Here is a 23,404-nt window from a genome sequence, read left to right on the forward strand (position 1 = left end):
ATGAAAAATAAAATTATGCTGATTACATACGCCGACAGCTTTGGTAAGAACTTAAAAGAGATGAAGGGAGTGATAGACCGGTATTTCAAAAGGGAGATTCATTCCATTCATATTCTGCCCTTCTTCCCGTCCTCCGGAGACCGGGGATTCGCACCGATCAATTACCGGGAGGTGGATGAAGCCTTTGGTACCTGGGATGACATAAAGGATATCGCCGGTGATTACGAATTGATGTTTGACTTCATGATCAACCATCTGTCCAGGAGAAGTCCGGAATTTCTTGATTTTATTGAAAAACATGACGAATCAGAATACGCGGATATGTTTCTGCGTTTCTGTAAGTTCTGGCCGGGCGGGGAGCCGACGGAGGCAGAAGTGGACTTACTCAATAAACGGAAGCCATGCGCACCCTGTGAAGAAATTACATTTCGGGACGGGACCACGGAAAAGATCTGGTGTACCTTTGATGATGAACAGATGGATCTGGATCTGCAAAACGAAGCGGCCTGGAATTATGTGGAAAGCACGCTGCGTTTTCTGATGGACCAGGGGCTTTCCCAGCTGCGGCTGGACGCATTTGCCTTTGCCACGAAAAAGGTGGGAACCACCTGCTTTTTCCTGGAGCCTGAGATATGGGAGATGATGGATCGGATTCAGCGTGTGCTGGATGAGAAGGGGATCCCCATGCTGCCGGAGATTCATGACCATTATACCGTGCAGCTTAAAATTGCAGAACACGGTTATGCAGTTTACGATTTTGTCCTGCCGGTCATGGTGCTCCATACTCTCTTTTCAGGCAGCAGCGCCAGACTCAGGCACTGGCTTTCCATCTGTCCCAGAAATCAGCAGACGACGCTGGATACCCATGACGGGCTGGGAACCGTGGATGTCGTGGATTTACTCTCCGCGGAGGAGCTTCAGGCCGTGGTCCGTCAGACTGAACAGTATGGGGCTAATTTTAAATGGGATTACAGCAGCGGAAATAGCGGCGAAAAGGTGGTGTATCAGATTAACTGCTCCTACTATTCAGCGGTGGGGGAGCGGGATGACAGCTACCTTTTGTCCCGCGCGATTCAGTTTTTTACACCGGGGATTCCTCAGGTTTACTATATGGGGCTTCTGGCAGGGGAAAATGATTATGAGCTGATGGAGCGCACTAACTATGACCGGAACATCAGCAGACATAACTATACATTAGAAGAGATTGACCGGCTGGCGGAGAAGCCGGTCGTAAAGAATCTGTGTGTCATGATGCGGTTCCGAAATGAATATCCCGTGTTTGACGGAGAGATGACTGTTCACGATGCACCGGACGAGTGTCTGTGGATTTCCTGGAGGGAGGGTCAGTATCGGGCGGACTTAAAGGCGAACCTTAAGGACCATTCCTTTGTGATCACCTATCTGGACCACGAGGGCGTGGAGAAGAAACTGGATCTAAATGTCTGCTAATCGGTGGAGAGAGACCACCTACCTGATAACCGGCAATACGCTGGAGGCGGTAAAACGGTCTGTATGTCTGGCGCAACAGGGAAAAGCAGTTCTGCTGGCGGTGGAGGAGACGTTTCTGGCCGCAGATACAGGCAGTTTTTTAAACTGTGAAAGCAGGGCGGAATGGAGGGCATTTTTCCCGGATTCGCTGTGGGAGAACGGTTATCTGCATCCGGATGGATATAAAAAGTATCTGGAGCAGTTATGCCGCGAACAGGGAGCGGCCTTCTTATACGGATTATATTTTGTGGATGCGGTCCCTGCGGAAATGGGCGGTATCGAGGTAAGATTTGCCTCCAAGGGAGGGCTGTATGGAGTCCGATGCCAATATCATGAGGCCTATGGACCGGAGAAGAATTCGGAAAAGACCGCTTATGCCGCCTGGATAACCGATGAGAATGCCGGTGAAAACAGAATCCTGAAGGCGCCGTTTCCCTGGAATCCGGCGAAAACGGAAGCAGAGAATCTGCTCGCCGGACGAAGAGAACTGCTCCTGGCCTTTGGACGTTCAAAGGCGGAAAATCCGGCGCTCAATCTGGGGCGGTTTGCATTGCGGGGGGGAGACGGCTTCCTGGCCGGTACAAAGCTGACGAAGACACATTTTGACGTGATCGTAGCAGGAGGGGGCACTGCCGGAGCCATGGCGGCCCTGTATGCCGCCCGGGGCGGTGCAGAGACTGTTCTGATCGAACCGCAGTACGACCTGGGAGGAACCTCCACATTAGGAGGCGTCAGTACCTACTGGTTTGGAAACCGTTACAGAGATGTGGAAGAGATTGATCGGGAGACGGACCGGATCGAGCGTAAGCTTGGAATCAGGAGAAGACCAGGGCTGTGGAGTGAGCATGACGATTTTCATGCGGGAGTCAGGGGATACGTGCTGCTAAAGCTGTGTCTTGACGCTGGTGTGGCCGTGGTATTCGGGCAGATTGCCTATGATGTGGTGAAAGAGGGGCCGCGCGTATGCGGCGTAAAAACCGCGGGGCATGAGGGAAAACAGACTCTGTGTGGTTCACTGGTCATCGATGCAACCGGTGACGGGGATCTGGCGTATTATGCCGGAGCGAGGACGGTCTACGGCTCCGGCCGAGACTGTTTTACCTACTGGGCTTCTCTGGCCCAATACACGGGAACTGACGGATACCGGAATAATTTTTCGTCTATGGTGATGGCAGCTGACCCGGAGGACATGACCCGGTTTACCGTTCTTGGAAGGCAGAGAGGGGAAGGGACGTTTGACCATGGGGCCTACGTGAGCATGCGTGAGAGCCGCCATATCATAGGGGAAAAAGTGATCGATCTGCGGGATTTATGCATGTTTCGGACATATGAAGACGGTATCTGCACTTTCTTTTCCAACTATGATCCAAAAGGAAAGCTGGATGCGGATATGGTATACTGCGGCTACCTTCCGCCTCAGGTGAAAATGCAGCTTCCCTTAAGGGCGCTGATCCCGATACATCTGGAGGGGTATGCACTGAAGGGATTGTATGTGGCGGGAAAGGCAGTCTCCGCTACTCACAACGCTTTTCCCGGACTGCGTATGCAGCCGGACCTGATGCATCAGGGGGCGGTATTGGGGCTGCTTGCGGCCAGGGCGGTATATGAAGGCTGTCTGATTGAAGAACTCCCCACTCTGCAGAGGAGAGAATGGATCAGGGAGGCGACGGGAGACAAGCTGACTCTTCCCGGGAAGCTCCGGTATCCATATGACGGCGGAGACAATCCTGACTTTGCATTTTATGCGGAACAGGTAACTGGAGACAGCCGCACACACTGGATTGATGTTCCATTTACGTATGAAGAGAAGGAGATAAGTCCTATCCTGGCTCTTGCGTGCGGTGAGAGTGAGAGGGTGCTGCCCTGTATCCGGAAGAGGATACGGGAACTGGAGGAAGAGGAAAACGGGCGGAACCGTGGAACACTGGCGGCTCTGAAACGGATGGCTCTGTTTCATGGCTGCGTGGATGATATGGAAGAGATTCAGCAGACTGTTATGAGAAAGATAAAGGAGACAGCACCCTGTCTGCCGGTGAGAGAAGGATCTGTGATGTGTGCGCAGCTTCTGCCGGATCATGGGGTGATGCCGGAGCTCGTGTATGACTTAAATCTGCTGTCATGGGGGACTGGATTTTCCATGGAACCATTTTACCTGGTGTTTGAAGCGCTGAAAACGGAAGAGCGGAATTACATGGATATCAGAAAAGGGACGTATTCCTATCTGGAATGCTTTGCCTATGCGGCCGAGAGAAGCGGCCGTGCGGAATTCATCCCTCTGCTGAGGAAACTGGCGGAACTGCCTGAATTTAAAGAGGCGCTGCGGGAAGAAAATCAGGTATCGCTGCTGGCGGAACGCCTTCAGACACTGCTGCTCCTGCTTTACCGGGCGTTAGCCGGGCTGGGAGCGGAAGAGGGGATAAAAGGTCTGGAGCGGTTGAGTACGGTTCGCTGTCTGGCAATCCGCAAATCTGCGGAGATGGGGCGGAAAGCCGTAAAAGAAGGGATTTTTGACAGAACAGAAAAAACATGGTGAGTGTATACGGAGGCGTGATGGAGAAAAAACAGCTCTATATGATAGGAAATTCCCATATTGATCCGGTGTGGTTCTGGGAATGGGAGGAGGGAATGCAGGAGGTAAAGGCCACTTTTCAGTCCGCCCTGGACAGAATGCGGGAATTTGAGGACTACAGGTTTACAACCACGTCCACAGCGTTCTTTCAGTGGATTGAAAAGCTGCTGCCCGATTTATTGGAGGAGATCAGGCAGCGGGTTTACGAGGGCAGGTGGGAGATAACCGGAGGCTGGTTTATCGAGCCGGACTGTCTTCTGCCCTGCGGAGAAGCGTTTGCCCGCCACGGCCTGTACGGCCAGCGCTATTTAAAAGACCGTTTCGGGGAAATCTGCCGGATTGGCTCCAATGTAGACAGTTTTGGCCACAGCGGAAACCTTCCGCAGATATTGAAGAAAAGCGGCATGGATTCCTATGTGTTCATGCGTCCCAGGCTGAATACCCCGGTTTTTCGGTGGGAAAGTCCGGATGGAAGCAGTGTGAATGCAATATGTCTCCCAGCGGAGTACACGACCTGGTTCAGAGAGCCTACCCTGAAAAATATAGGCGATACGCTGGAACGAACTAAGGGATACGACAGAATGGTCTGCTGCTATGGAGTGGGAAATCATGGGGGAGGACCGACGATCGAGAATATCGAGACGATCCGTGAACAGATGGAAGACTTTGACGGAGCGGATCTGCATTTTTCTTCCTTTGGGGAGTATCTGAAAGATATCAGGGACTGGGAACTGCCCGTGAGAAAGGGGCCGTTTGAACGAATAAATGAGGGCTGCTATTCCAATGATTCGGAATTTAAGCGTCTGAACCGCCTTGCGGAGGGCCGGCTCATAGCGGCCGACACCTATCTGGCCATGGCGGCTGCGCAGACAGGAGAGTGGTCAGAAGAAACTACAAAGATAGAGGAGCTGTGGAACACGCTGCATTTTAATGAGTTTCATGATACCATGGGCGGCACCACCATTAAGCCGGCCCGGGAGGAAGCGGTGATGCAGCTGTCGGCGGTATGCGCAAAAGCCGCTTTCATCAGAGAGACGGCGAAGCAGAGAATCGTAAACAGTCTGGATACCAGAGGCGAGGGATATCCGCTGTTCCTGTTCAATTCTCATGGCAAGGACTTTTCCGACTGCGTGGAGGTGGAACTGGAATGGTTTTGCCAGAGTCCTCTTAAGGTGTCAGATCCTTTCGGTAAAGAGGTTCCGTATCAGAGAATTCATACTGCGGCCAAAGTCCGCCACACGGTGCTGGGAGGCAGACGCCGCATCGTCTTTTACGCGTCGGTTCCCTCCTGCGGTTATGCCGTATACCGGCTTTCTAAAGAGGCTCCTTCTCTTGGGTTTAATCAGAAGATGGAAATTGATAATCCGGATCCCTATACGCTGGAAAACCAGTTTCTGCGGGCCGAATTTGATAAGGAAACGGGAATGCTGTGTGTACTGATGGATAGAACTACAGGATACGACGCCTTAATAGGCCCGGCTTCGGTCCGGCTGTATGTGGACGAGCGGGACGCGTGGGGCGGTCTGCAGGGCAGGCGTTACGAGGACAGAAACGTATCATTCCGGCTGGAATCCATCGACAAGGTGGAGAGCGGAAAGATCCGGGAGACCATCCGGGTCAGGCTTACTTATGAGGGGACGAGGCTGGAGCAGCTCTATACTCTGGGAGCCGGTGACCGGGAGCTCCGGGTAGAGAACCGGCTGTGCTTTACGCAGCCGTGCGCACTCTTAAAGGCTGCCTATCCGACTGGGGAAGACTGCATCGCAACCAGAGCGGAGACCGCGTATGGAATTGTGGAGAGAGTGCATGAGGCGGATGACGGGGAATACAGTATGCAGCGTTTTCTCGATGTGGCGGACAAAAGAGGCCGTGGACTCGCTGTCGCCAATGACGGAAAATATGCATTTAATCTGACAGAGGGCAGAACACAGATAACCGTGGCCCGGAGTGCCATTTACGCTCAGGGCAGCAGTCCTGACTGGGAGAACGAAATTGAGAGCTATGAATATATGGATATCGGAACACAGACGTATCACTTACTGTTAAGGCCTCACGGGGAGCGGCTTCCTGCATCTGAGCTGTACCGTATTGCAGAGAAAGCAAACGGTTCTTATGAGTATCTCATGGACAGCGCTCACATGCCGCTGACAAAAAACAGCCGTAATTCCGTTGTCTCCTCTTTTGTGGGAACTGACCGGGATAATGTGGTGGTGCAGGTTGTAAAGAAGGCGGAGGATGATGATGGCTTCATTATACGACTGCTGGAGCTGGAGGGAGAAGATACAGACTATCACCTGTTCCTTATGGGAAATGCGTATCCCCTGGCAATCGGGCATTATGAGATACAGACCATCAAAACGGACCGGGAAGGCAGAAGCATAAAAGCAGTGAATTTACTGGAATGGGAAGAGGAAAGGGAACGGAATGGAGAAAGATAAAAAATTATACATGATAGGAAATGCTCATATTGATGTTGTCTGGCTCTGGCGGTGGCAGGAGGGGCTGCAGGAGGTGAAGGCAACTTTTAAATCCGTACTGGACCGGATGAAGGAATACGACGACTTTATCTTTACCGGCAGTTCTGCCGCTTATTATGAGTGGGTAGAAGAAAATGATCCCGCCATGTTTGAGGAGATATGCATGCGGGTGAAGGAGGGCAGATGGGTGATCGTGGGCGGCTGGTGGACTGAGCCGGACTGCAACGCTCCCTGCGGGGAATCCTTTGTGAGACAGGGGCTTTATGGCCAGAGGTATTTTGAGGAAAAATTTGGTGTAAAGTCCGTCTGCGGTTATAATGTCGACAGCTTCGGCCATAACGGTAACCTTCCGCAGATCCTTAAGAAATGCGGCATGGACAGTTATGTATTCATGCGCCCTGGCCGCCACGAAAAGGGGATTGCAGGGGAAACCTTTGTCTGGAAGTCCGCCGATGGTTCATCGGTGCATGCGTTTCGGCTTCCCTTTGAATACTGCACCTGGCCCGACCAGATCGAAGAACATGTCAGACGGTGCGCCGGTGAGATTAAGAATTCCGGCGGCGGTATCATGTGCTTTTACGGCGTCGGCAATCATGGGGGCGGTCCCACAAAGAGAAATATCGACAGTATTCACCAGATGGATGCCAGACCCGATATGCCCGAGCTTAAGCTGTCTTCTCCCAATGAATATTTTGAGGACGTGAAAAAGAGCGGGAGAGATCTGCCTGTGGTCTGCGGAGGACTGTTCCATCATTCCAGCGGCTGCTACAGCGCAGAATCGAGAGTCAAGGCGTTAAACCGGGAGGCGGAGATGCGCCTGCTTATGGCGGAGCGTGTTTCCGTGATGGCAGGGCTCCTTGCCGGCGGAAAATATCCGGCAGAGGAGTATCGGAAAGCCTGGAAGAGCGTGCTGTTCAACCAGTTCCATGATATTCTGGCGGGGACCAGCCTGCGGGAGTCGTACGAGGATGCCGCAGAGGATTACGGCTATGCGCTTCACATTGCGGGAAGAGGTTTAAACAGTGCCGTTCAGTCCTTGTCCTGGCAGATAAATATTCCGATGGAAGAGGGGATGAAGCCTCTCGTTGTGGTCAATCCGAATGCGTTTGAGGCGAAGGCCGAGGTACAGGCAGAGTCCTGGACGTTCCAGGAGGGCACGGTGCTGCTGGACGAGAAAGGGAACCAGATTCCCTATCAGCTGGTGCAGTCTGGCGCATCTTTGCAGGGCAGATGCCGTATCTGCTTTGTGGCGGATCTTCCTTCCCTGGGCTGGAGGACGTACCGGTTTGCAGTCAGGGAGAAGGCGGAGACATTTCCGGAGGTGACTGTATCGGAGTGCAGTGCAGAAAATAAGTGGTTTAAGCTCACCCTTGACCCGGAAACAGGATATATTACCTCACTGTTGAAAAAGAGCGACAGTACGGAGTATTTCTCCGGTCCGGCGGCAGTCCCGGTTGTGATCAGGGATGAGAGCGATACCTGGTCTCATGCAGTGCGGATTTTTGATGATGAAATCGGCCGGTTTAAAGCCGTTTCTGTGCGCCTGATCGAGAGTGGTCCCGTTAAGTGCGTATTCCGTGTAACCAGCGTTTACGGCGACTCCAGAATGATTCAGGACTTCTCTGTTTTTCAGGATCTGGATTATATTACGGTTAAGACTACGGTAGACTGGCATGAAAAACTGGCCATGCTAAAGCTTCAGTTCCCCATGAATATGAACTATTTGCGGACCAGCTGGGAGATTCCATATGGAGTGGAACAGAGAGAGCCGGACGGTGAAGAGTACCCGATGCAGATGTGGATGGATCTGGAGGGAACGAACCCTGGCATGGAGACTTCCATGAATGGGCTGTCCATCTTGAATGACGGAAAATTTGCAGGCAGCGTGGCGGGAAAGACGGCGGCGCTCACCGTGCTTCGGAGTCCGGTCTACACCCACCATGAGCCATACCAGCTGCAGGAAAACCTGGAATATGTTTATGTCGATCAGGGAACGCAGACGTTTACGTACGGTCTCTATCCCCATGACGGAAGCTGGGAAAACGCGGCGACCGTGAGGCGGGCGAAAATGTTGAACTGCCGGCCGGCAGTCCTGTTCGAGACGTATCATGAGGGTAGTCTGGAGCAGAGCGGTTCCCTGCTGGAGGTCAATCAGAAAAATATCATTGTGGAAGTTCTGAAAAAAGCGGAAGACGGCAGCGGGGATTTGATCCTCCGGGCTTATGAGACGGCTGGCCGGGCGGTGAAGGCAGAAATCATAATCGGTGTATTGGGACAGACCATAGAGGCGGATTTCCAGCCATTTGAAATTAAGACTCTGCGGCTGCCGGGCCAAAAAGACGGAGAGGCTGTCTGGACTAACATGCTGGAGGAATAGAGGATGGATCATTTAAAACGGCTTCTGGAGCGGTATCCCGCTTTATGCGGCATGAAAGAGGAGATAGAACGTGCTTATGGCCTGCTGGAAACCGCTTATTCACAGGGTGGAAAACTGCTGGTCTGTGGAAATGGAGGCAGCGCGGCAGATTCCGACCACATTGTGGGGGAACTGATGAAAGGATTCTATAAAAAGCGCCCGCTGAGTGACGCAGAAAAGGATGGGCTGGGAGATCTGGGAAACCGTCTGCAGGGCGCGCTCCCTGCGGTCTCGCTGACAGGGCACAGCGCCCTGTCCACCGCCTTTTCAAATGACGTAGACCCGGAAATGGTATTTGCCCAGCAGGTGTACGGCTACGGAAGGCGCGGTGATGTGCTGATGGCGATCAGTACTTCCGGCAATTCCATAAATGTGGTAAATGCCGCCAGAGTGGCAAAAGCAAAGGACCTTTCTGTCATATCTCTGACCGGAGGTGCCGGGGGCCTCTTAAAGGAAATCAGTCACGTATGTCTTGCGGTTCCAGCACTGATGACAGCCGACATTCAGGAACTGCATCTTCCTGTCTATCATACGCTGTGTGCGATGCTGGAAGAACATTTTTTTCCGTGACAGACGTGGTGCTGGACGGCAAGCAGAGGAGGACTGGAACGCAGATGCGTTTCAGCCGCCTCTGCTTTTTTGGTTCACACTTTTATCACAGAAACATCAAAATATGAACACAGAATCAACACATTTATTTTTTACCCTATGTATTAACACCGAATATGCGAGGCGTGTGGTGAGGCCAGATGTCAGCGGCCATTTCCTGCGCCCGCGTAAATATAGAAATCAGGAGGAGAACGAGTTGATAGAAGTAAAGAATCTCGTAAAAGATTACGGCGGCCATCTGGCAGTGGATCATCTGAACTTTACCATCGAAGACGGTCAGATTTACGGCTTTTTAGGACCTAACGGCGCCGGAAAATCGACTACCATGAACATCATGACCGGTTATATCGGTGCTACGGAGGGAGATGTCCTGATTAACGGACACAACATACTGGAAGAACCTGAGGAAGCGAAGAAATGTATCGGCTATCTGCCGGAGCTTCCTCCTCTTTATGTCGATATGACGGTTATGGAACAGTTGGAATTTGCAGCGGAATTAAAACGGATACCGAAGAAGGAACGGAAAAGTGCCATCGGCGAGGTGGTGGAGCTGGCGAAGCTGGAAGACGTGCAGGGAAGGCTGATCCGAAATCTGTCAAAAGGCTACAGGCAGCGTGTCGGGCTGGCCCAGGCGGTGCTCGGTATGCCTCCTGTGATTATTTTAGATGAGCCGACGGTAGGCCTCGATCCAAAACAGATCATCGAGATCCGGGATATGATCCGGGAACTGGGAGAAAAACACACAGTGATATTAAGCTCCCACATCCTTTCCGAGGTCAGCGCGGTCTGCGACCACATCCTGATCATTGACCGCGGAAAGCTGATTGCCAGCGACACGCCGGAGAATTTGGAGCGTCAGATGGCCGGGGCCTCCGGCATGGAACTGCTCGTCAAGGGAGAGGAAGAAGAGATCCGGGAGATTCTCGAACCGATTGACGGAGCAGAAGAAATCGCGGTGAGCGAGAGCGGCGAGGAAGGTGTGAGGAAAGTGACCTTCCAGCTGATAGGAGAGAATTGCCTGGAAGACATCGATATCATTCCGCAGACGGACATCAGAGAGACTATTTTCTTTGCATTTGCAGATCGGAAGATCCCGATTTTATCCATGCATACTTCAAAGGCATCTCTGGAAGAAGTATTCCTGGAACTGACTGCGGACAATGCTTCGGACGAAGACTTCACGGCGGAGACGGAAAAGGAGGAAGTATAAATGGCGGCGATTTATAAAAGGGAAGTGAAATCGTATTTCCAATGCATGACCGGATATGTATTCATCGCGTTTCTGGTTCTGTTTGTCGGAATTTACTTCATGGCTTACAATCTGATGAGCGGTTATCCGTATTTTTCCTATACATTGTCCGGCATGGTAACGATCGTGATGATCGGCATTCCGGTTCTGACCATGAGAAGCTTTGCAGATGACAGGAAGACGAAGACGGACCAGCTGCTTCTCACAGCACCGGTCTCCGTACCGAAAATGGTCCTGGCCAAATATCTGTCCATGGTTACCGTTTTTGCGGTACCGGTCCTCATTTCCTGCCTTTGCCCGCTCATAATAAAGATGAACGGAACGGCATACTTAAAGACGGATTACGCGTCAATCCTGGCGTTTTTCCTTCTGGGCTGTGTTTACATTGCTATTGGAATGTTTATATCGTCCACCACAGAGAGTCAGATTATCGCGGCGGTGGGAACCTTCGGAGTTATTTTGCTGCTGCTTTTATGGCCCAGCCTCGTGAACTTCCTTCCAACCTCGGCTTCCGGTTCGCTGGTGGGTTTCCTGCTTCTCTGGACACTTTGCGTGGTGATCCTTCATCGGGTAACGAGCCATAACCTTCTGGCGTTTGTGCTGGAGGCGGCGGGAATTGTCGCCCTGGTGGGAGCGTATGTTGCCAAAAAGAGCATGTTTGACCGCGCTCTCGTAAATCTTGTAGAGAAGATTGCGGTTACGGATGTGTTTCAGAATTTTGCCAACAACTATATTTTTGATGCGGGTGGTCTCATTTACTATGCGAGCATTATTTTTCTGCTGGTATTTCTGACCGTGCAGTCCGTGGAAAAACGCAGATGGAGCTAATTACTCAAAACTAGGAGGCTGGAAATGACAAGAAAACTAAAAAAGGGCGGCTACGCGGCGATCCTTTCTGTGATCGTAATCGCGGCTGTCGTGCTGTTAAATATGATCGTAGGCCGTCTTCCTGAAAAGGTACGCCAGTGGGATTTGAGCGGTACACAGATTTATACAGTGGGAGATACGACGAAGGAGCTTCTCGCATCCCTCGATAAGGACGTAACGATTTACGTGGTGGCAGATCCATCGGCGGTGGATGACAGGATTACGAGCTTTGTTAACCGGTATGCGGATCTTTCGGATCATATTAAGGTAGAGAACGTGGATTCCGTCCTGCACCCGGATCAGGTAAAGCAGCTGAACGCAGAGAACAATACGATTCTGGTGATGTGTGAGGACAATGGAAAAACGGAAACGATCCAGATGAGCGATATCATTAAATATGACCAGATGTCTTACTATTATTACGGTCAGGCAAAGGAGACGGAGTTCGACGGAGAGGGCCAGCTTACCAGCGCTGTCTCCTATGTAACAAATGACGTGCAGAAAAATATCTATGTGACGGAAGGCCATGGGGAGACGGCGTTAGGGACGCTTACTTCCGATATGCTGGAAAAGTCAGGCCTTACGGTAAATACCATCAACTTGCTGACTGGAGGCGGGATTCCGGAGGACTGCGAGCTTCTCATGATAAATGCACCGGCAAGTGATCTTGCTGACGATGAGAAAACCATGGTGACAGACTACATGGATGGAGGCGGAAATGTACTTTTAATTGCCGGATATTCCGATAAGGACCGCCCCAATCTGAATGCCGTTATGACTGCCTACGGTCTAAATATGGAAAATGGCCTGGCGGCCGATACGAAGAGCTGCTACCAGAATAATCCCTATTACATTTTCCCGACTCTCGTATCCGGCAGTGAGATTACGACGGGAGTTGACAGAAAGAGCACTGCTCTGATCCTTCAGTCCGCTGCATTTAGCCAGCTGGAAACGCTTCCCGATGAGGTTACGGTAGAGCCGTTTATGGAGACAACGGATGGCGGCATGCTTGTCACGGAAAACGGGCAGACAGCGGGCACATACATTCTCGGGGCAACGGCGGTGAAAACACTGGATTCCGGCACTGCGAGACTGACGGTATTCGGTACGCCTTCTCTGATCGATGACGGATTAAACAGTACCTTTACGAATCTTACGAATCTGGACCTTTTTATGAACGCGGTAACGGCCAATTTTGAAGATGTGACCAACGTTTCCATACCGTCCAAGAGCCTTGAGGTGACATATAACACTGTGACTCATGGCGGCATGTGGGGAATCGTCTTTATTCTCGTCATTCCGGTGATAACCGTGGCGGCGGGACTTATGGTATGGCTGAAGCGGAGACGTTTATAGAAAGTAATTATTTAGCCGTGCGGCAAAAAGCACTCTCGGAAATAAAAATGGAGGCGTGGCAATGAAGAAGAATTACGGACTGCTTACAGGCTGTCTGGTGGTCGCGGCGCTGGGCGTTATCTATGCCGGTGTCGGGGCGTATCAGGCTCATATAAAGGAAAAGGAACAGCAGCAGGCGGAAAACGAAAAAATATATATGACCGATTTCTCTGAAATAAAGGCTGTTTCCTACGATAATGACGGAAATGTGCTGGCATTTACAAAGGCTGGCGATTCCTGGACGTATGACGGCGACGACCAGTTTCCGGTAAATACTACCCGTATGGATTCACTGGCAGGAACGGTAAAGAAGCTTCCAGCAGTGAGAAAACTGGAGGGCGGGGACGATCTGACCGCATACGGCCTGGATACACCGGTGCGGCGGGTGACCGTATCGGCGGATGAAGGGGATACGACCACCATTCTTATCGGTGATAAGACGGACGACGGAAACTATTATGCCGTTATCGACGGGCAGAATGTGCCTTATCTCATCAGCTCCTCCCTGTTCGATGAGACGGCTTACGGACTGGAGGATATGATGGCTCTGGAAGCGTTTCCGGCTGTCCTGGGGACGGATATCCAGACGATCACAATAGAGAAAAACGGAGTCAGCGAACATTATGTGAAGAAGACACTGGATAAGGACGGAACCATTGCCTGGTACCGCGGTTCGGACGATACGGAAGACAACAAACTGCCGAGCAACGCGGCGCTCAATGTGCTGGCAGATTCGCTGAGCGGCCTTGTGGTTAAGAGCTGCGCGAATTACAAGGTTACGGACGAAGAACTGGCAGGCTACGGGCTGGATCATCCGCAGGCGGTGCTGAGCTATACGTATGAGAAGGACGGAGAAGAGAAGACATTTACGATGGCGGTAGGAAATACAGGTGAGGATGGAACCACCTACTATACGAGGACAGAGGACTCCAAATATGTAAACGAAATCGATAAAACGACTCTGGATAAATGTATGACGGTTGATACCGGGAATGAGGAATAAAAAAGGATAATGAAAAAACGCTGACACCAGTTGATCACCACTGTGCATCAGCGCTTTTTTATTTCACAGGAAGGTTTGTCCTATGAAATAAAAAACCTCCGGGGATGCGCACTCCGCGCTAAAGAAATATGGCCGCTGAAGCGACCGCGCTCCGGCGCGAGAGTCCGGCTTGCCGGACTCTTTCCTGTTCTCCCCTTCCTCTCGGAATATCGTAAGAATAACTTAGTAAATAATTTCTTTCCGCAGTCTGCAAATGTAGTATGATAAAGATAGAAAAGGATAATCGTTTTTGGCAGATGGAGGTGAATGAAGATGATAAAACAGAAGCGGAAACTGTCCCAGAAACAGGTTCTCCTTATATTCTGTACAGTACTTGTCATTCTGACCTATATAGCGGCCACATTTCCTCAGCCCTTTCTTCGAAGGGGGACTGAAATCTATGGAATCCATTTCGCCTATACGGAAAACGTTCAGAATCCAAATCCCGGGAAGACACCGGGATACCTGGCGGAGGGAAGCAGGCTTCAGCCCTGCATAGACATACTGGGAGCGTATCAATACCGGCCCTGCGTTTATAAGCCCCGGAACGAGTTTGCAGAGGCGACGAAAGAACTGAGTGTTACCGTGTATTATACGGAATTTGATTACGATACGTATCTCTTTTATTCAGATGGAACGATTATGAAGTACCGGCAGGGGGATAAGTGGATGAAGCAGGTTCATATCGGTTATGGATTAGGCGGAGAAAAGGGCCGGGAGCTGTTTGAACGGCTGGCCGGGATCGCAGTACCGTTTGTATCGGATGAACAGGGCCTTCCGTGAGGACGGAATGTTACAGTTCACTCCCCACCAGGGGCACCGCAGTCCGGTTTGGCCGGGCAGGCTTGCTCAGTCTTTCCTGTGACTTTGCAGGGTATTAGAAGTTCTTAGCGCGCAAAATTTCCCCTGGTTTTTAGAAAAATTCTGCACGTTTAGAACTTCTTATGCCCGAAACCGGAACAGGAAAGACTGAGCAAGCCTGCCCGGTCGAACCGGACTGCGGTGCTCCTGGTGGGGAGTGAACTGTAACGACGGAATACGTAAAGGTAGAAACACAGGCAAGGCCATATTGACAAACACAGGTCTTTCCACTTACAATAAAGGAACCAACAGGGAAGAGAGTGGGGCTATGGGCGTAGATAAACGATATGAATTATTTTGTGAACTGTTAAAAACAATGGATGAAGGCGTCGACGCGATTGATGAATACGATTCTCTGCTCCATGATTATCACGGAACCGTCCTCTACCAGGCGGAGTCTCAGATTATCAAGGCTGTAGGGGACCAGCCGGGAATTACGGCCTCGGAACTGTCCAGGGAGTTTAATAAGACTAACAGCGCCTGTTCCCAGCTGATCCGCAAGCTTAAGAAAAAGGAATGGATCAGGCAGGAGCGGAACGAAAAGAATAACCGGGAGTATAATCTTTATCTGACAGATGAGGGGAAAGTTATCTATAAAAAGCACGAAGATTTTGAAAATGCCTGCTATGAAAGGACGTATCATATGCTGGATGAGATCTCTGAAGAAGAGATGAGGACGTATATCAGAATCCAGAATCAACTGAACCGGGCGTTTAAGCTGGATGTGGAGGAAAGCCGGCAGCTGTCGGGAAACGGCGGGGCCGATTAGATCCAGCGCAGTATTGCACAATGCTGTAGTACCGGGGCCGCAGCGAAAGAATATTTACTTTCGCAGCGGCCCTTTTGACTCTGTTACGTATGGATTAAGTGCGATGCTTTATCATAGTCCTTTTTTAGAACATAGATTCTGTATTCGGTTCCGGCAGTGATATTCTCGCCAAACTGCTGTATGGCGGGCCCGCGCGCTCCCATATTGCGCATGACGGTTCCCTTGGTATCGATGATATAATCAATTCCTTCTGCGGTTAAGATATCGCGGATCCGTGCCTGCTCATTTATGGAATAGGTAATAGCCAGTTCTTTTCGGTTAAATATGGTAATCATATCGGTATGTCCTCCATTCTCTGGTGACGGTTCGAAGGCTTCAAATGAATGGTTCATGCACTGAATTACATGTATCATACCATGCCTTACCAGCAGATTCAAGCACTGAAAGATTTAGATTCAAACACAGATAGATTCCTGTTGACAAACAGCGGGAGATGTATTAATCTGATGGTAGAACAAACGGTTAAGCAGATTAAATATTAATTGGCTTATATGAAGGTGATTAAAAAAAGTATCGGAGTAATAAGTGAGTAAATAACAACAGATGACAGGAGGCTGCAATATGAAGTATGATTTTGACACACTGGTAGAAAGAAGAGGCACACACTGCTGCAAATTCGATACCATACCGGAGGAAGCCGGGAAAAACGCCATTCCGGTATCCATCGCGGATATGGACCTGCCTTGTGCAGAGCCCATTATCCGTGCTCTTCATGAGCGGATAGACCAGAGGATTTTCGGTTACACGGTTTATGAAAATGAAGTCTGCAAAGAGGCCGTAACCGGATGGTACCGGAAGCGGTTCGGCTGGGAGATTGACAAAGATGATATATTCTTCAGTCCGGGCGTCGTTCCTGCGCTGGCATTTTTGATTCAGTTCCTGACAAAAGAAGGGGATGGGGTCATTATTCAGAGGCCGGTTTACCACCCATTTACGGGAAAAGTGGAAGCCAACGGCAGGAAAGTGATCAATAGTCCTCTGGTTAGAAAAGGCAGCACCTATGAGATGGATTTCGATGATCTGGATAGAAAATTCGCAGATGAGAATACGAAGGGAATGATTCTGTGCAGTCCTCATAACCCGGTTGGACGTGTGTGGAGAGAGGATGAATTAAGGAAGATTGTCGATATTGCAAAGAAGTATGATAAATGGATTATTTCAGATGAAATTCACGCGGACTTAACGAGAATCGGAGTTACCCATACGCCGTTATTAAAGCTTGCGCCGGACTACAGTGACAGAATCATCGTCTGCACAGCCCCCAGCAAAACCTTTAACCTGGCCGGAATGCAGTTTTCCAATATTATTATTCCTAATAAGGAGTATCAGAAGCAGTGGAACGAAGTGGTCTCTAACCGTTTATCCGTTGGCATGTGCAGTCCTTTCGGTCTGACTGCCATCATCGCGGCTTATACGGAAGGGGAGGAGTGGCTGGATCAGGCCAGGGCCTATATCGATGGAAATATCCGTTACATAGAATCGTTTGTAAAGGAGAATCTGCCAAAGGCAGCGGTAATGGACTGCCAGGGAACTTACCTGGTATGGCTCGATTTAAATGAATACTGCTCCGATCCTGAGAAACTGGAGGAGCTGATGGTCCGGAAAGCCGGAATTGTATTCGACGAAGGCTACATTTTCGGACCTGAAGGCAATGGATTCGAGCGGATCAACGCAGCGACCCAGAGAAGTACAGTGGAAGCGTGCATGAATAGAATGAAAGCAGCACTCGATACGCTATAAGGCAGAGAAGCAGAAAAAGAGGAAGTCCGATCAGTCATGTTTGTACAGACCGTCGAACCTCCTCTTTTCGATTACAGAAGACCGATCAGATGCCAGTATGGAATTCCAATTACCATCAGATACAAAAATGCCACCGCCATTTTCATGGCAAGCCCCTTCACAAAATCCTTCAACGACATCATGCCATAGGAAAATGAGATCAGGTAGAGTGCGTATTCATAGGGCAGAAGGATCTGATCCAGCCCCTGAAAGAAGGAATACAGCACCGGCTGTGGATTGATTCCCAGAGTCTGGGCAAGCTGGGCCAGCGGCGCTCCGAGGGAGGCCATGGCGGCCAGCGGTGTCAGCAGGAAATTTACAATCACAGCCACAAACCATACCGCGCCCAGGAGAACCGTCTCGTGCATCTGATAGAGGTACGGGAAGAGCATATCCGCCAGGATCTGGCCGAATCCCAGTTCCGTTGCAACCATACCGATGGTCATGCAGCCTGTGATAAAGAACAGAAACGGGTAATTGACAGTCCGGAAATCTTCTTCCCTGGAAATGCCAATAACCGGTATAAAGCCTGCGAACGCCGCCAGGATGAAGCCAAACATCATTTCCTGACCGCTGATTAAGTACAGGAAGAGGCAGATGATAATGACAGTCGCCTTCTTCTCTGCGGAGGTAATCTTCCCCAGCTTTCTCTGCTCTTCCTTATAATATGCCTTTCCACTGACGGCATGCTCTGGCCGGAACATCTTAGAGAGGATGAAAACCAGAAGCGGAATGAGCGGCAGGAATATGAGATTCTGTTTTAAATATTCCAGGTAGGTGATCGATATTTCCGCAGATCCCATCAAAACTCCTGTGTTGCTGGGATCGAAGATGAAGTAACCTGGAACCAGGGTCGAGAAGACACCGGTCAGCATGATGCCTGCGCCGGCCTTTGACTTCTGAATGCCGAGCGCCTTGCAGATACCGTAGGTAAATGCGGCAGTAACCGGGACAAAGCCTCCGGGCATGACTAAGTTGGAGATCATGCCAAACAGGAAGATTCCCCACAAAATACCGGTGTAGGTGCCGCCGGTTTTCACAATGCACCAGACCGCCACTCGCTTCAACAGTCCGATACGTTCCAGCGTGTTCGACAGGATAAACGCACCCAGGACCATCCATGGGATGTTGGTGGTCCACGGTCTGAAGACAGTCTCAAAGCCGATGAGCGACAACATGACATAACCGACGGGCAGAACAATGGCCGGTACGATATTGGGCAGAATTTCCATGGCAAATGTCATGACACCCCACACGGTAAGGCATAAGAAAAGCTTGATCGGATGACTGAAAGCCCCGGATTCCGGCATACAGAAGATAAGGAGCGGTACTCCCAGAACTGCCGCCCATTTAAGAATTTCTAATTTTTTTGTACTCATTTTTCCCTCCGTCTGGCTCGCAAGCCCCGGAGCTTTCCTCGCAAATAGTGGTTGGAAAAAGAGGTTACGGCCATTCTTTTGTTTGTCAAAAACATAACAATTATGGCCATATGTTATCAAAATGCGGGAGGTTTGCATATCAGTATCCCTTTGGGGGGATACAACAGAAAGTTGTAACCTGCCTACTGATGAGATTCCAGAAGCGCAAATCGTTTTCGGACAATAGTTAAAAACGCGGCAAGACATGGGGACAGCCGGTCCTCTTTGCGGTACAGAAGCTGGTAGCGGATGGCGGCGTGCGGGTGGCTTACAGGAATGACCGACAGCTTGCTTTTCTCCGCAAAGGAATAGTCTTCCTGCCAGTCCAGACGGTTGGTCAGCCCGTACCCCGCACCGTCCTGTACCATCTGGCGGAACAGCTCCGTACTGCTGGTCTCCAGAAGAATTCTGGGATTTCCGTATCCTTTAAAGAATTTTTCTGTGATAGACTGGTTCTCATATTGAATCAGTGGTTCTGTTAAGAGTTCCTCCGGCCGGATGATGCGTTTGGCGGAAAGGGAAGACTTCTGGGAGACGCATACAAGCATATCCGCCCGATATAATTCCTCATAGATCAACGAATCTGAAAGAGACGGATTCTCCTCCTCCCAGTCCCCGAACAGCGCCAGGTCCAGTTCTCCATCCATCAGCGCCTGGTGCAGCCATTCCACGCTGTGTTCGCTGACGGAAAAGCGGACGCCGGGATTCTGACGGACAAAGGTATGGACAATCGTATGGAGAACTTCATTAACTATATGGTAATTAATGCCAAGACTGAGCTGGCCGGTAAATGCTTCGGATACGGGCTCTAAGTATGGCAGCAGCGATTTCCTCATGGCATAGTGCTCTTTTACGATTCGTCCCGCGTATTCGGACACAATTTCCCCCACCTCAGTCAGTTCCACTCCGTAATAGTGGCGTTTCAGCAGCGGCGCGCCAATCTCTTCCTCCAGAGTTTTGATGGCGCGGCTTAAGCTCTGCTGGGATATATAAAGCTGTTTTGCAGATATATTGATAGAACGGGTCTGCGTTACATTCAGAAAATATATCAGATAGTCGATTCTCATACCTTCCTCCATTCACGGGGGATTCCAGTCCCCGTTTTCCTGTATCCTGTTATCATATCATACTGGACGGGAAAATGCCGAAAAATCGCAGTGAATAAGAAGAGGGTATCGTACCAGGCCGCCGCAGTGACACCGGTTTCCATGCCATGGCAGAAACATAAACGCGTTCTGAGCCCCATTTCTATAACTTCCATTTATAGTACTAATTCCAATCTCATATAGTATTTTGCAGAAAAATCCCGTAATATAGTTGAAAAATCCCTCTAAATGTTCTATGATGAAGAGAAATACATCAGCATGGTACAGTGACAGAACAGAATTGTGAAGAGGGAGATAGAAAAATGAATTATAATATAGCAGTAATTCCCGGGGACGGTATTGGACCGGAAATCATCAGAGAAGCTAAAAAAGTCTTAGACAGAGTCGGAAACGTGTACGGCCATGCGTTTTCCTATACCGAGGTTCTGATGGGCGGCGTGTCCATCGACGCATACGGTGTCCCTCTTACGGATGAAGCGTTGGAGACAGCAAAAAAAAGTGATTCCGTTCTTCTCGGAGCAGTCGGAGGAGACGTGGGAAATTCGAGATGGTACGACGTGGCACCGAACTTGAGACCCGAGGCGGGCCTGTTAGCAATCCGCAAGGGTCTTAATTTATTCGCCAACATCCGACCGGCCTATCTCTACGAGGAGCTGGCTCAGGCGTGCCCTTTAAAGAAGGAGATTATCGGTGACGGTTTCGACATGGTTATTATGAGAGAACTGACCGGCGGCCTGTATTTCGGAGAGCGCAGTACGAAGGAAGTGGACGGCGTCATGACCGCCGTGGACACCCTTACATATAACGAGAATGAGATCAGAAGAATAGCCATTAAGGCATTTGACATTGCCATGAAGCGCAGGAAGAAAGTGATCAGCGTGGATAAGGCCAATGTGCTGGATTCCTCCCGGCTGTGGAGAAAGGTCGTGGAAGAGGTTGCCAAAGATTATCCCGAGGTGACGCTTAAGCATATGCTGGTCGACAACTGTGCGATGCAGCTGGTAATGAATCCAGGCCAGTTTGACGTAGTCTTAACCGAGAACATGTTTGGAGATATCTTATCCGATGAGGCGAGTATGATTACCGGTTCCATCGGAATGCTGTCATCTGCCAGCATGAATGAAGGCAAATTCGGCATGTATGAGCCGAGCCACGGTTCCGCACCGGATATTGCGGGACAGAATATTGCCAATCCGATCGCCACGATTCTGTCAGCGGCCATGATGCTTCGTTTTTCCTTCGATCTTGACCGGGAGGCGGATGCTGTGGAAGCGGCTGTTCAGAAGGTATTGTCCGAAGGCTTCAGAACGGGTGATATCATGTCGGAGGGCTGCAGGAAGGTTTCCACCAGCGAGATGGGAGATTTAATTGCAGAGCGGATTTAAGAACGTACAAAGAAAAGGAGTGACAGACTATGAAGAGTGATTCAGTAAAAAAAGGCATGCAGCAGGCACCGCACCGTTCCCTGTTCCATGCCCTCGGAATGACGGAAGAAGAGATGGAGCGTCCGCTCGTCGGTATCGTCAGTTCCTATAATGAGATTGTACCGGGCCACATGAATCTGGATAAGATCGTGCAGGCGGTTAAGATGGGAGTCGCCATGGCAGGCGGAACTCCGGTCATGGTTCCGGCTATTGCCGTCTGTGACGGAATCGCCATGGGCCACATCGGCATGAAGTATTCCCTGGTTACGAGAGATTTGATCGCAGATTCCACAGAATGTCTGGCGAAGGCACACGCATTTGACGCTCTCGTCATGGTTCCCAACTGTGACAAGAATGTCCCCGGACTTTTAATGGCAGCGGCACGCATTAATGTACCCACAGTGTTCGTCAGTGGCGGACCAATGTTAGCGGGCCATGTGCAGGGCCACAAGACCAGCCTTTCCAGCATGTTTGAGGCGGTAGGCGCCTATACGGCCGGTACCATGACAGAAGAAGAAGTCAGGGAGTATGAGTGCAAGGCATGCCCGACCTGCGGCTCCTGTTCCGGTATGTATACGGCCAACAGCATGAACTGCTTAACCGAGGTTCTGGGCATGGGCTTACAGGGAAATGGAACGATTCCGGCAGTTTATTCCGACCGGCTGAAGCTGGCGAAGCACGCGGGCATGCAGGTTATGGAGATGTACCGCAGAAATATAAAACCGAGCGATATTATGACAGAGGCGGCCTTTAAGAACGCGCTCACCATGGATATGGCGCTTGGCTGCAGCACCAACAGCATGCTTCATCTGCCGGCGATCGCACACGAGGCCGGAGTGGAGTTAAATGTAGATATTGCCAACGAACTGAGCGCAAAGACTCCGAACCTGTGCCACTTGGCGCCGGCGGGTCCTACTTACATAGAAGACTTGAATGAGGCCGGCGGTATTTATGCCGTTATGAATGAGATCAGCAAGCTGGGACTTTTAAACCTGGACTGCATGACGGTAACCGGCAAGACAGTCGGCGAGAACATTAAAAACAGTGTCAACTTAAATCCGGAGGTAATCCGTCCGGTAGAAAATCCATACAGCAAGACCGGCGGCATCGCCATCTTAAAGGGCAATTTAGCTCCTGATTCCGCAGTGGTGAAGCGTTCCGCGGTGGCTCCTGAGATGCTGAAGCATGAAGGTCCGGCGAGAGTCTTCGACTGTGAAGAGGATGCGGTGGATGCAATCAAAGGCGGAAAGATCGTGGCGGGCGACGTGGTCGTGATCCGTTACGAGGGACCGAAAGGCGGTCCTGGCATGAGAGAGATGCTTAACCCGACCTCAGTCATTGCAGGTATGGGACTTGGCTCAGAAGTGGCGCTGATCACGGACGGCCGTTTCTCCGGCGCGTCGAGAGGTGCATCCATCGGCCATGTATGCCCGGAGGCCGCGGTAGGCGGACCGATTGCACTTGTCGAGGAAGGGGATATCATCTCCATTGATATCAACAACAACCGTCTCGACGTGAAGGTTTCTGATGAGGAGATGGCGGCGAGAAAGGCGAAATGGCAGCCAAGAGTTCCGGAAGTAACGACGGGATACTTAGCGCGTTATGCGGCTATGGCAGCACCGGCAAGCAAAGGGGCCATCCTAGCACAGTATTGCATAAATTCCTAAGTAATAGCACCCGCTATCTACGCCAGGAGCACGCCTGCGAAGCTAGCCGTAGGGTCCACTACGCCGTCGCTTCGCAGACGCACACCTGACATAGATATCGGGCACTATTACTCAGTTATTTATACAATGCTGTACTAGAGGTACCGGGGAAATAAGGGCACTCTCAAAGTCTTTGAGAGCACTCTATAAGAGAAAGGGAGTAAGGCGT

17 protein-coding genes are annotated in these 23,404 nt (G+C 50.7%); 14 read left to right on the forward strand and 3 right to left on the reverse strand.

From position 1 onward, the window contains the following. The 11 genes from gtfA (at position 1) to DFR60_RS05690 (ending at position 15,742) form a co-directional block, all read left to right on the forward strand. Entirely contained in the window at positions 1–1,449 is a 1,449-nt protein-coding gene (gene gtfA, locus DFR60_RS05640) for a sucrose phosphorylase (RefSeq protein WP_110322004.1), read from the forward strand. Next, positions 1,439–4,021 carry an FAD-dependent oxidoreductase gene (locus DFR60_RS05645; RefSeq protein WP_110322005.1) on the forward strand — a complete coding sequence of 861 codons (2,583 nt, stop codon included), beginning with the start codon at positions 1,439–1,441 and terminating at the stop codon, positions 4,019–4,021. The genes gtfA and DFR60_RS05645 overlap by 11 nt, the downstream gene beginning before the upstream one ends. A 17-nt stretch (positions 4,022–4,038) precedes the next feature. Continuing rightward, positions 4,039–6,495: an alpha-mannosidase gene (locus tag DFR60_RS05650; protein WP_243004981.1), complete on the forward strand. Its 2,457-nt coding sequence runs from the start codon at positions 4,039–4,041 to the stop codon at positions 6,493–6,495. Further along, a complete protein-coding gene (locus DFR60_RS05655; RefSeq protein WP_110322006.1) occupies positions 6,482–8,911 on the forward strand; it encodes an alpha-mannosidase in 2,430 nt (809 codons plus the stop codon). Before DFR60_RS05650 ends, DFR60_RS05655 begins: the two co-directional genes overlap by 14 nt. Positions 8,912–8,914: 3 nt before the next feature. Then, positions 8,915–9,520 carry a D-sedoheptulose-7-phosphate isomerase gene (locus DFR60_RS05660; protein ID WP_110322007.1) on the forward strand — a complete coding sequence of 202 codons (606 nt, stop codon included), beginning with the start codon at positions 8,915–8,917 and terminating at the stop codon, positions 9,518–9,520. A 235-nt stretch (positions 9,521–9,755) separates the two neighbouring features. Then, positions 9,756–10,769 carry an ABC transporter ATP-binding protein gene (locus tag DFR60_RS05665; protein ID WP_110322008.1) on the forward strand — a complete coding sequence of 338 codons (1,014 nt, stop codon included), beginning with the start codon at positions 9,756–9,758 and terminating at the stop codon, positions 10,767–10,769. After that, on the forward strand, positions 10,770–11,636 hold the full coding sequence (locus DFR60_RS05670; protein WP_110322009.1) for an ABC transporter permease: 867 nt from the start codon (positions 10,770–10,772) through the stop codon (positions 11,634–11,636). 24 nt (positions 11,637–11,660) lie between these two features. Further along, positions 11,661–13,031: a GldG family protein gene (locus tag DFR60_RS05675; RefSeq protein WP_110322010.1), complete on the forward strand. Its 1,371-nt coding sequence runs from the start codon at positions 11,661–11,663 to the stop codon at positions 13,029–13,031. Between the two features lie 61 nt (positions 13,032–13,092). Then, complete coding sequence (locus DFR60_RS05680) at positions 13,093–14,073, forward strand: DUF4340 domain-containing protein (RefSeq protein ID WP_110322011.1); 981 nt, start codon at positions 13,093–13,095, stop codon at positions 14,071–14,073. Positions 14,074–14,385: 312 nt separating this feature from the next. After that, positions 14,386–14,895, forward strand: coding sequence for a hypothetical protein (locus DFR60_RS05685; RefSeq protein ID WP_110322012.1), 510 nt, complete (start codon positions 14,386–14,388; stop codon positions 14,893–14,895). Between the two features lie 346 nt (positions 14,896–15,241). Further along, positions 15,242–15,742, forward strand: a complete 501-nt coding sequence (locus tag DFR60_RS05690) for a MarR family winged helix-turn-helix transcriptional regulator (RefSeq protein WP_110322013.1) — start codon at positions 15,242–15,244, stop codon at positions 15,740–15,742. Between the two features lie 83 nt (positions 15,743–15,825). Here the strand turns inward: DFR60_RS05690 and DFR60_RS05695 are convergent, their stop codons facing one another. Beyond that, entirely contained in the window at positions 15,826–16,077 is a 252-nt protein-coding gene (locus tag DFR60_RS05695) for a hypothetical protein (protein ID WP_110322014.1), read from the reverse strand. A gap of 286 nt (positions 16,078–16,363) precedes the next feature. Between DFR60_RS05695 and DFR60_RS05700 the strand changes: the two genes are divergently transcribed. Continuing rightward, positions 16,364–17,542, forward strand: coding sequence for a MalY/PatB family protein (locus DFR60_RS05700; protein WP_110322015.1), 1,179 nt, complete (start codon positions 16,364–16,366; stop codon positions 17,540–17,542). 71 nt (positions 17,543–17,613) lie between these two features. Here the strand turns inward: DFR60_RS05700 and DFR60_RS05705 are convergent, their stop codons facing one another. After that, positions 17,614–18,960 (reverse strand): SLC13 family permease, encoded by a 1,347-nt coding sequence (locus DFR60_RS05705; RefSeq protein WP_110322016.1) that lies wholly within the window; start codon positions 18,958–18,960, stop codon positions 17,614–17,616. 182 nt (positions 18,961–19,142) lie between these two features. After that, positions 19,143–20,066: a LysR family transcriptional regulator gene (locus tag DFR60_RS05710; RefSeq protein WP_167437513.1), complete on the reverse strand. Its 924-nt coding sequence runs from the start codon at positions 20,064–20,066 to the stop codon at positions 19,143–19,145. Positions 20,067–20,407: 341 nt separating this feature from the next. Between DFR60_RS05710 and leuB the strand changes: the two genes are divergently transcribed. Continuing rightward, complete coding sequence (gene leuB / locus DFR60_RS05720; RefSeq protein ID WP_110322019.1) at positions 20,408–21,490, forward strand: 3-isopropylmalate dehydrogenase; 1,083 nt, start codon at positions 20,408–20,410, stop codon at positions 21,488–21,490. Positions 21,491–21,519: 29 nt separating this feature from the next. Continuing rightward, on the forward strand, positions 21,520–23,196 hold the full coding sequence (ilvD, locus tag DFR60_RS05725; RefSeq protein WP_110322020.1) for a dihydroxy-acid dehydratase: 1,677 nt from the start codon (positions 21,520–21,522) through the stop codon (positions 23,194–23,196). The last annotated feature ends 208 nt before the right edge of the window (positions 23,197–23,404 follow it).

The sequence above is a fragment of the Hungatella effluvii genome (genome assembly GCF_003201875.1).
GTDB lineage: Bacteria > Bacillota > Clostridia > Lachnospirales > Lachnospiraceae > Hungatella > Hungatella effluvii.

Excerpts from the sequence above, each read along its gene's own strand:
- DFR60_RS05645 (WP_110322005.1), top strand. The coding sequence starts at position 1,439 with ATGTCTGCTAATCGGTGGAGAGAGACCACCTACCTGATAACCGGCAAT.
- DFR60_RS05650 (WP_243004981.1), top strand. The coding sequence starts at position 4,039 with ATGGAGAAAAAACAGCTCTATATGATAGGAAATTCCCATATTGATCCG.
- DFR60_RS05700 (WP_110322015.1), top strand. The coding sequence starts at position 16,364 with ATGAAGTATGATTTTGACACACTGGTAGAAAGAAGAGGCACACACTGC.
- gtfA (WP_110322004.1), top strand. The coding sequence starts at position 1 with ATGAAAAATAAAATTATGCTGATTACATACGCCGACAGCTTTGGTAAG.
- DFR60_RS05660 (WP_110322007.1), top strand. The coding sequence starts at position 8,915 with ATGGATCATTTAAAACGGCTTCTGGAGCGGTATCCCGCTTTATGCGGC.
- DFR60_RS05655 (WP_110322006.1), top strand. The coding sequence starts at position 6,482 with ATGGAGAAAGATAAAAAATTATACATGATAGGAAATGCTCATATTGAT.
- ilvD (WP_110322020.1), top strand. The coding sequence starts at position 21,520 with ATGAAGAGTGATTCAGTAAAAAAAGGCATGCAGCAGGCACCGCACCGT.
- DFR60_RS05690 (WP_110322013.1), top strand. The coding sequence starts at position 15,242 with ATGGGCGTAGATAAACGATATGAATTATTTTGTGAACTGTTAAAAACA.
- DFR60_RS05710 (WP_167437513.1), bottom strand. The coding sequence starts at position 20,066 with ATGAGAATCGACTATCTGATATATTTTCTGAATGTAACGCAGACCCGT.
- DFR60_RS05680 (WP_110322011.1), top strand. The coding sequence starts at position 13,093 with ATGAAGAAGAATTACGGACTGCTTACAGGCTGTCTGGTGGTCGCGGCG.
- leuB (WP_110322019.1), top strand. The coding sequence starts at position 20,408 with ATGAATTATAATATAGCAGTAATTCCCGGGGACGGTATTGGACCGGAA.
- DFR60_RS05705 (WP_110322016.1), bottom strand. The coding sequence starts at position 18,960 with ATGAGTACAAAAAAATTAGAAATTCTTAAATGGGCGGCAGTTCTGGGA.
- DFR60_RS05670 (WP_110322009.1), top strand. The coding sequence starts at position 10,770 with ATGGCGGCGATTTATAAAAGGGAAGTGAAATCGTATTTCCAATGCATG.
- DFR60_RS05695 (WP_110322014.1), bottom strand. The coding sequence starts at position 16,077 with ATGATTACCATATTTAACCGAAAAGAACTGGCTATTACCTATTCCATA.
- DFR60_RS05685 (WP_110322012.1), top strand. The coding sequence starts at position 14,386 with ATGATAAAACAGAAGCGGAAACTGTCCCAGAAACAGGTTCTCCTTATA.
- DFR60_RS05675 (WP_110322010.1), top strand. The coding sequence starts at position 11,661 with ATGACAAGAAAACTAAAAAAGGGCGGCTACGCGGCGATCCTTTCTGTG.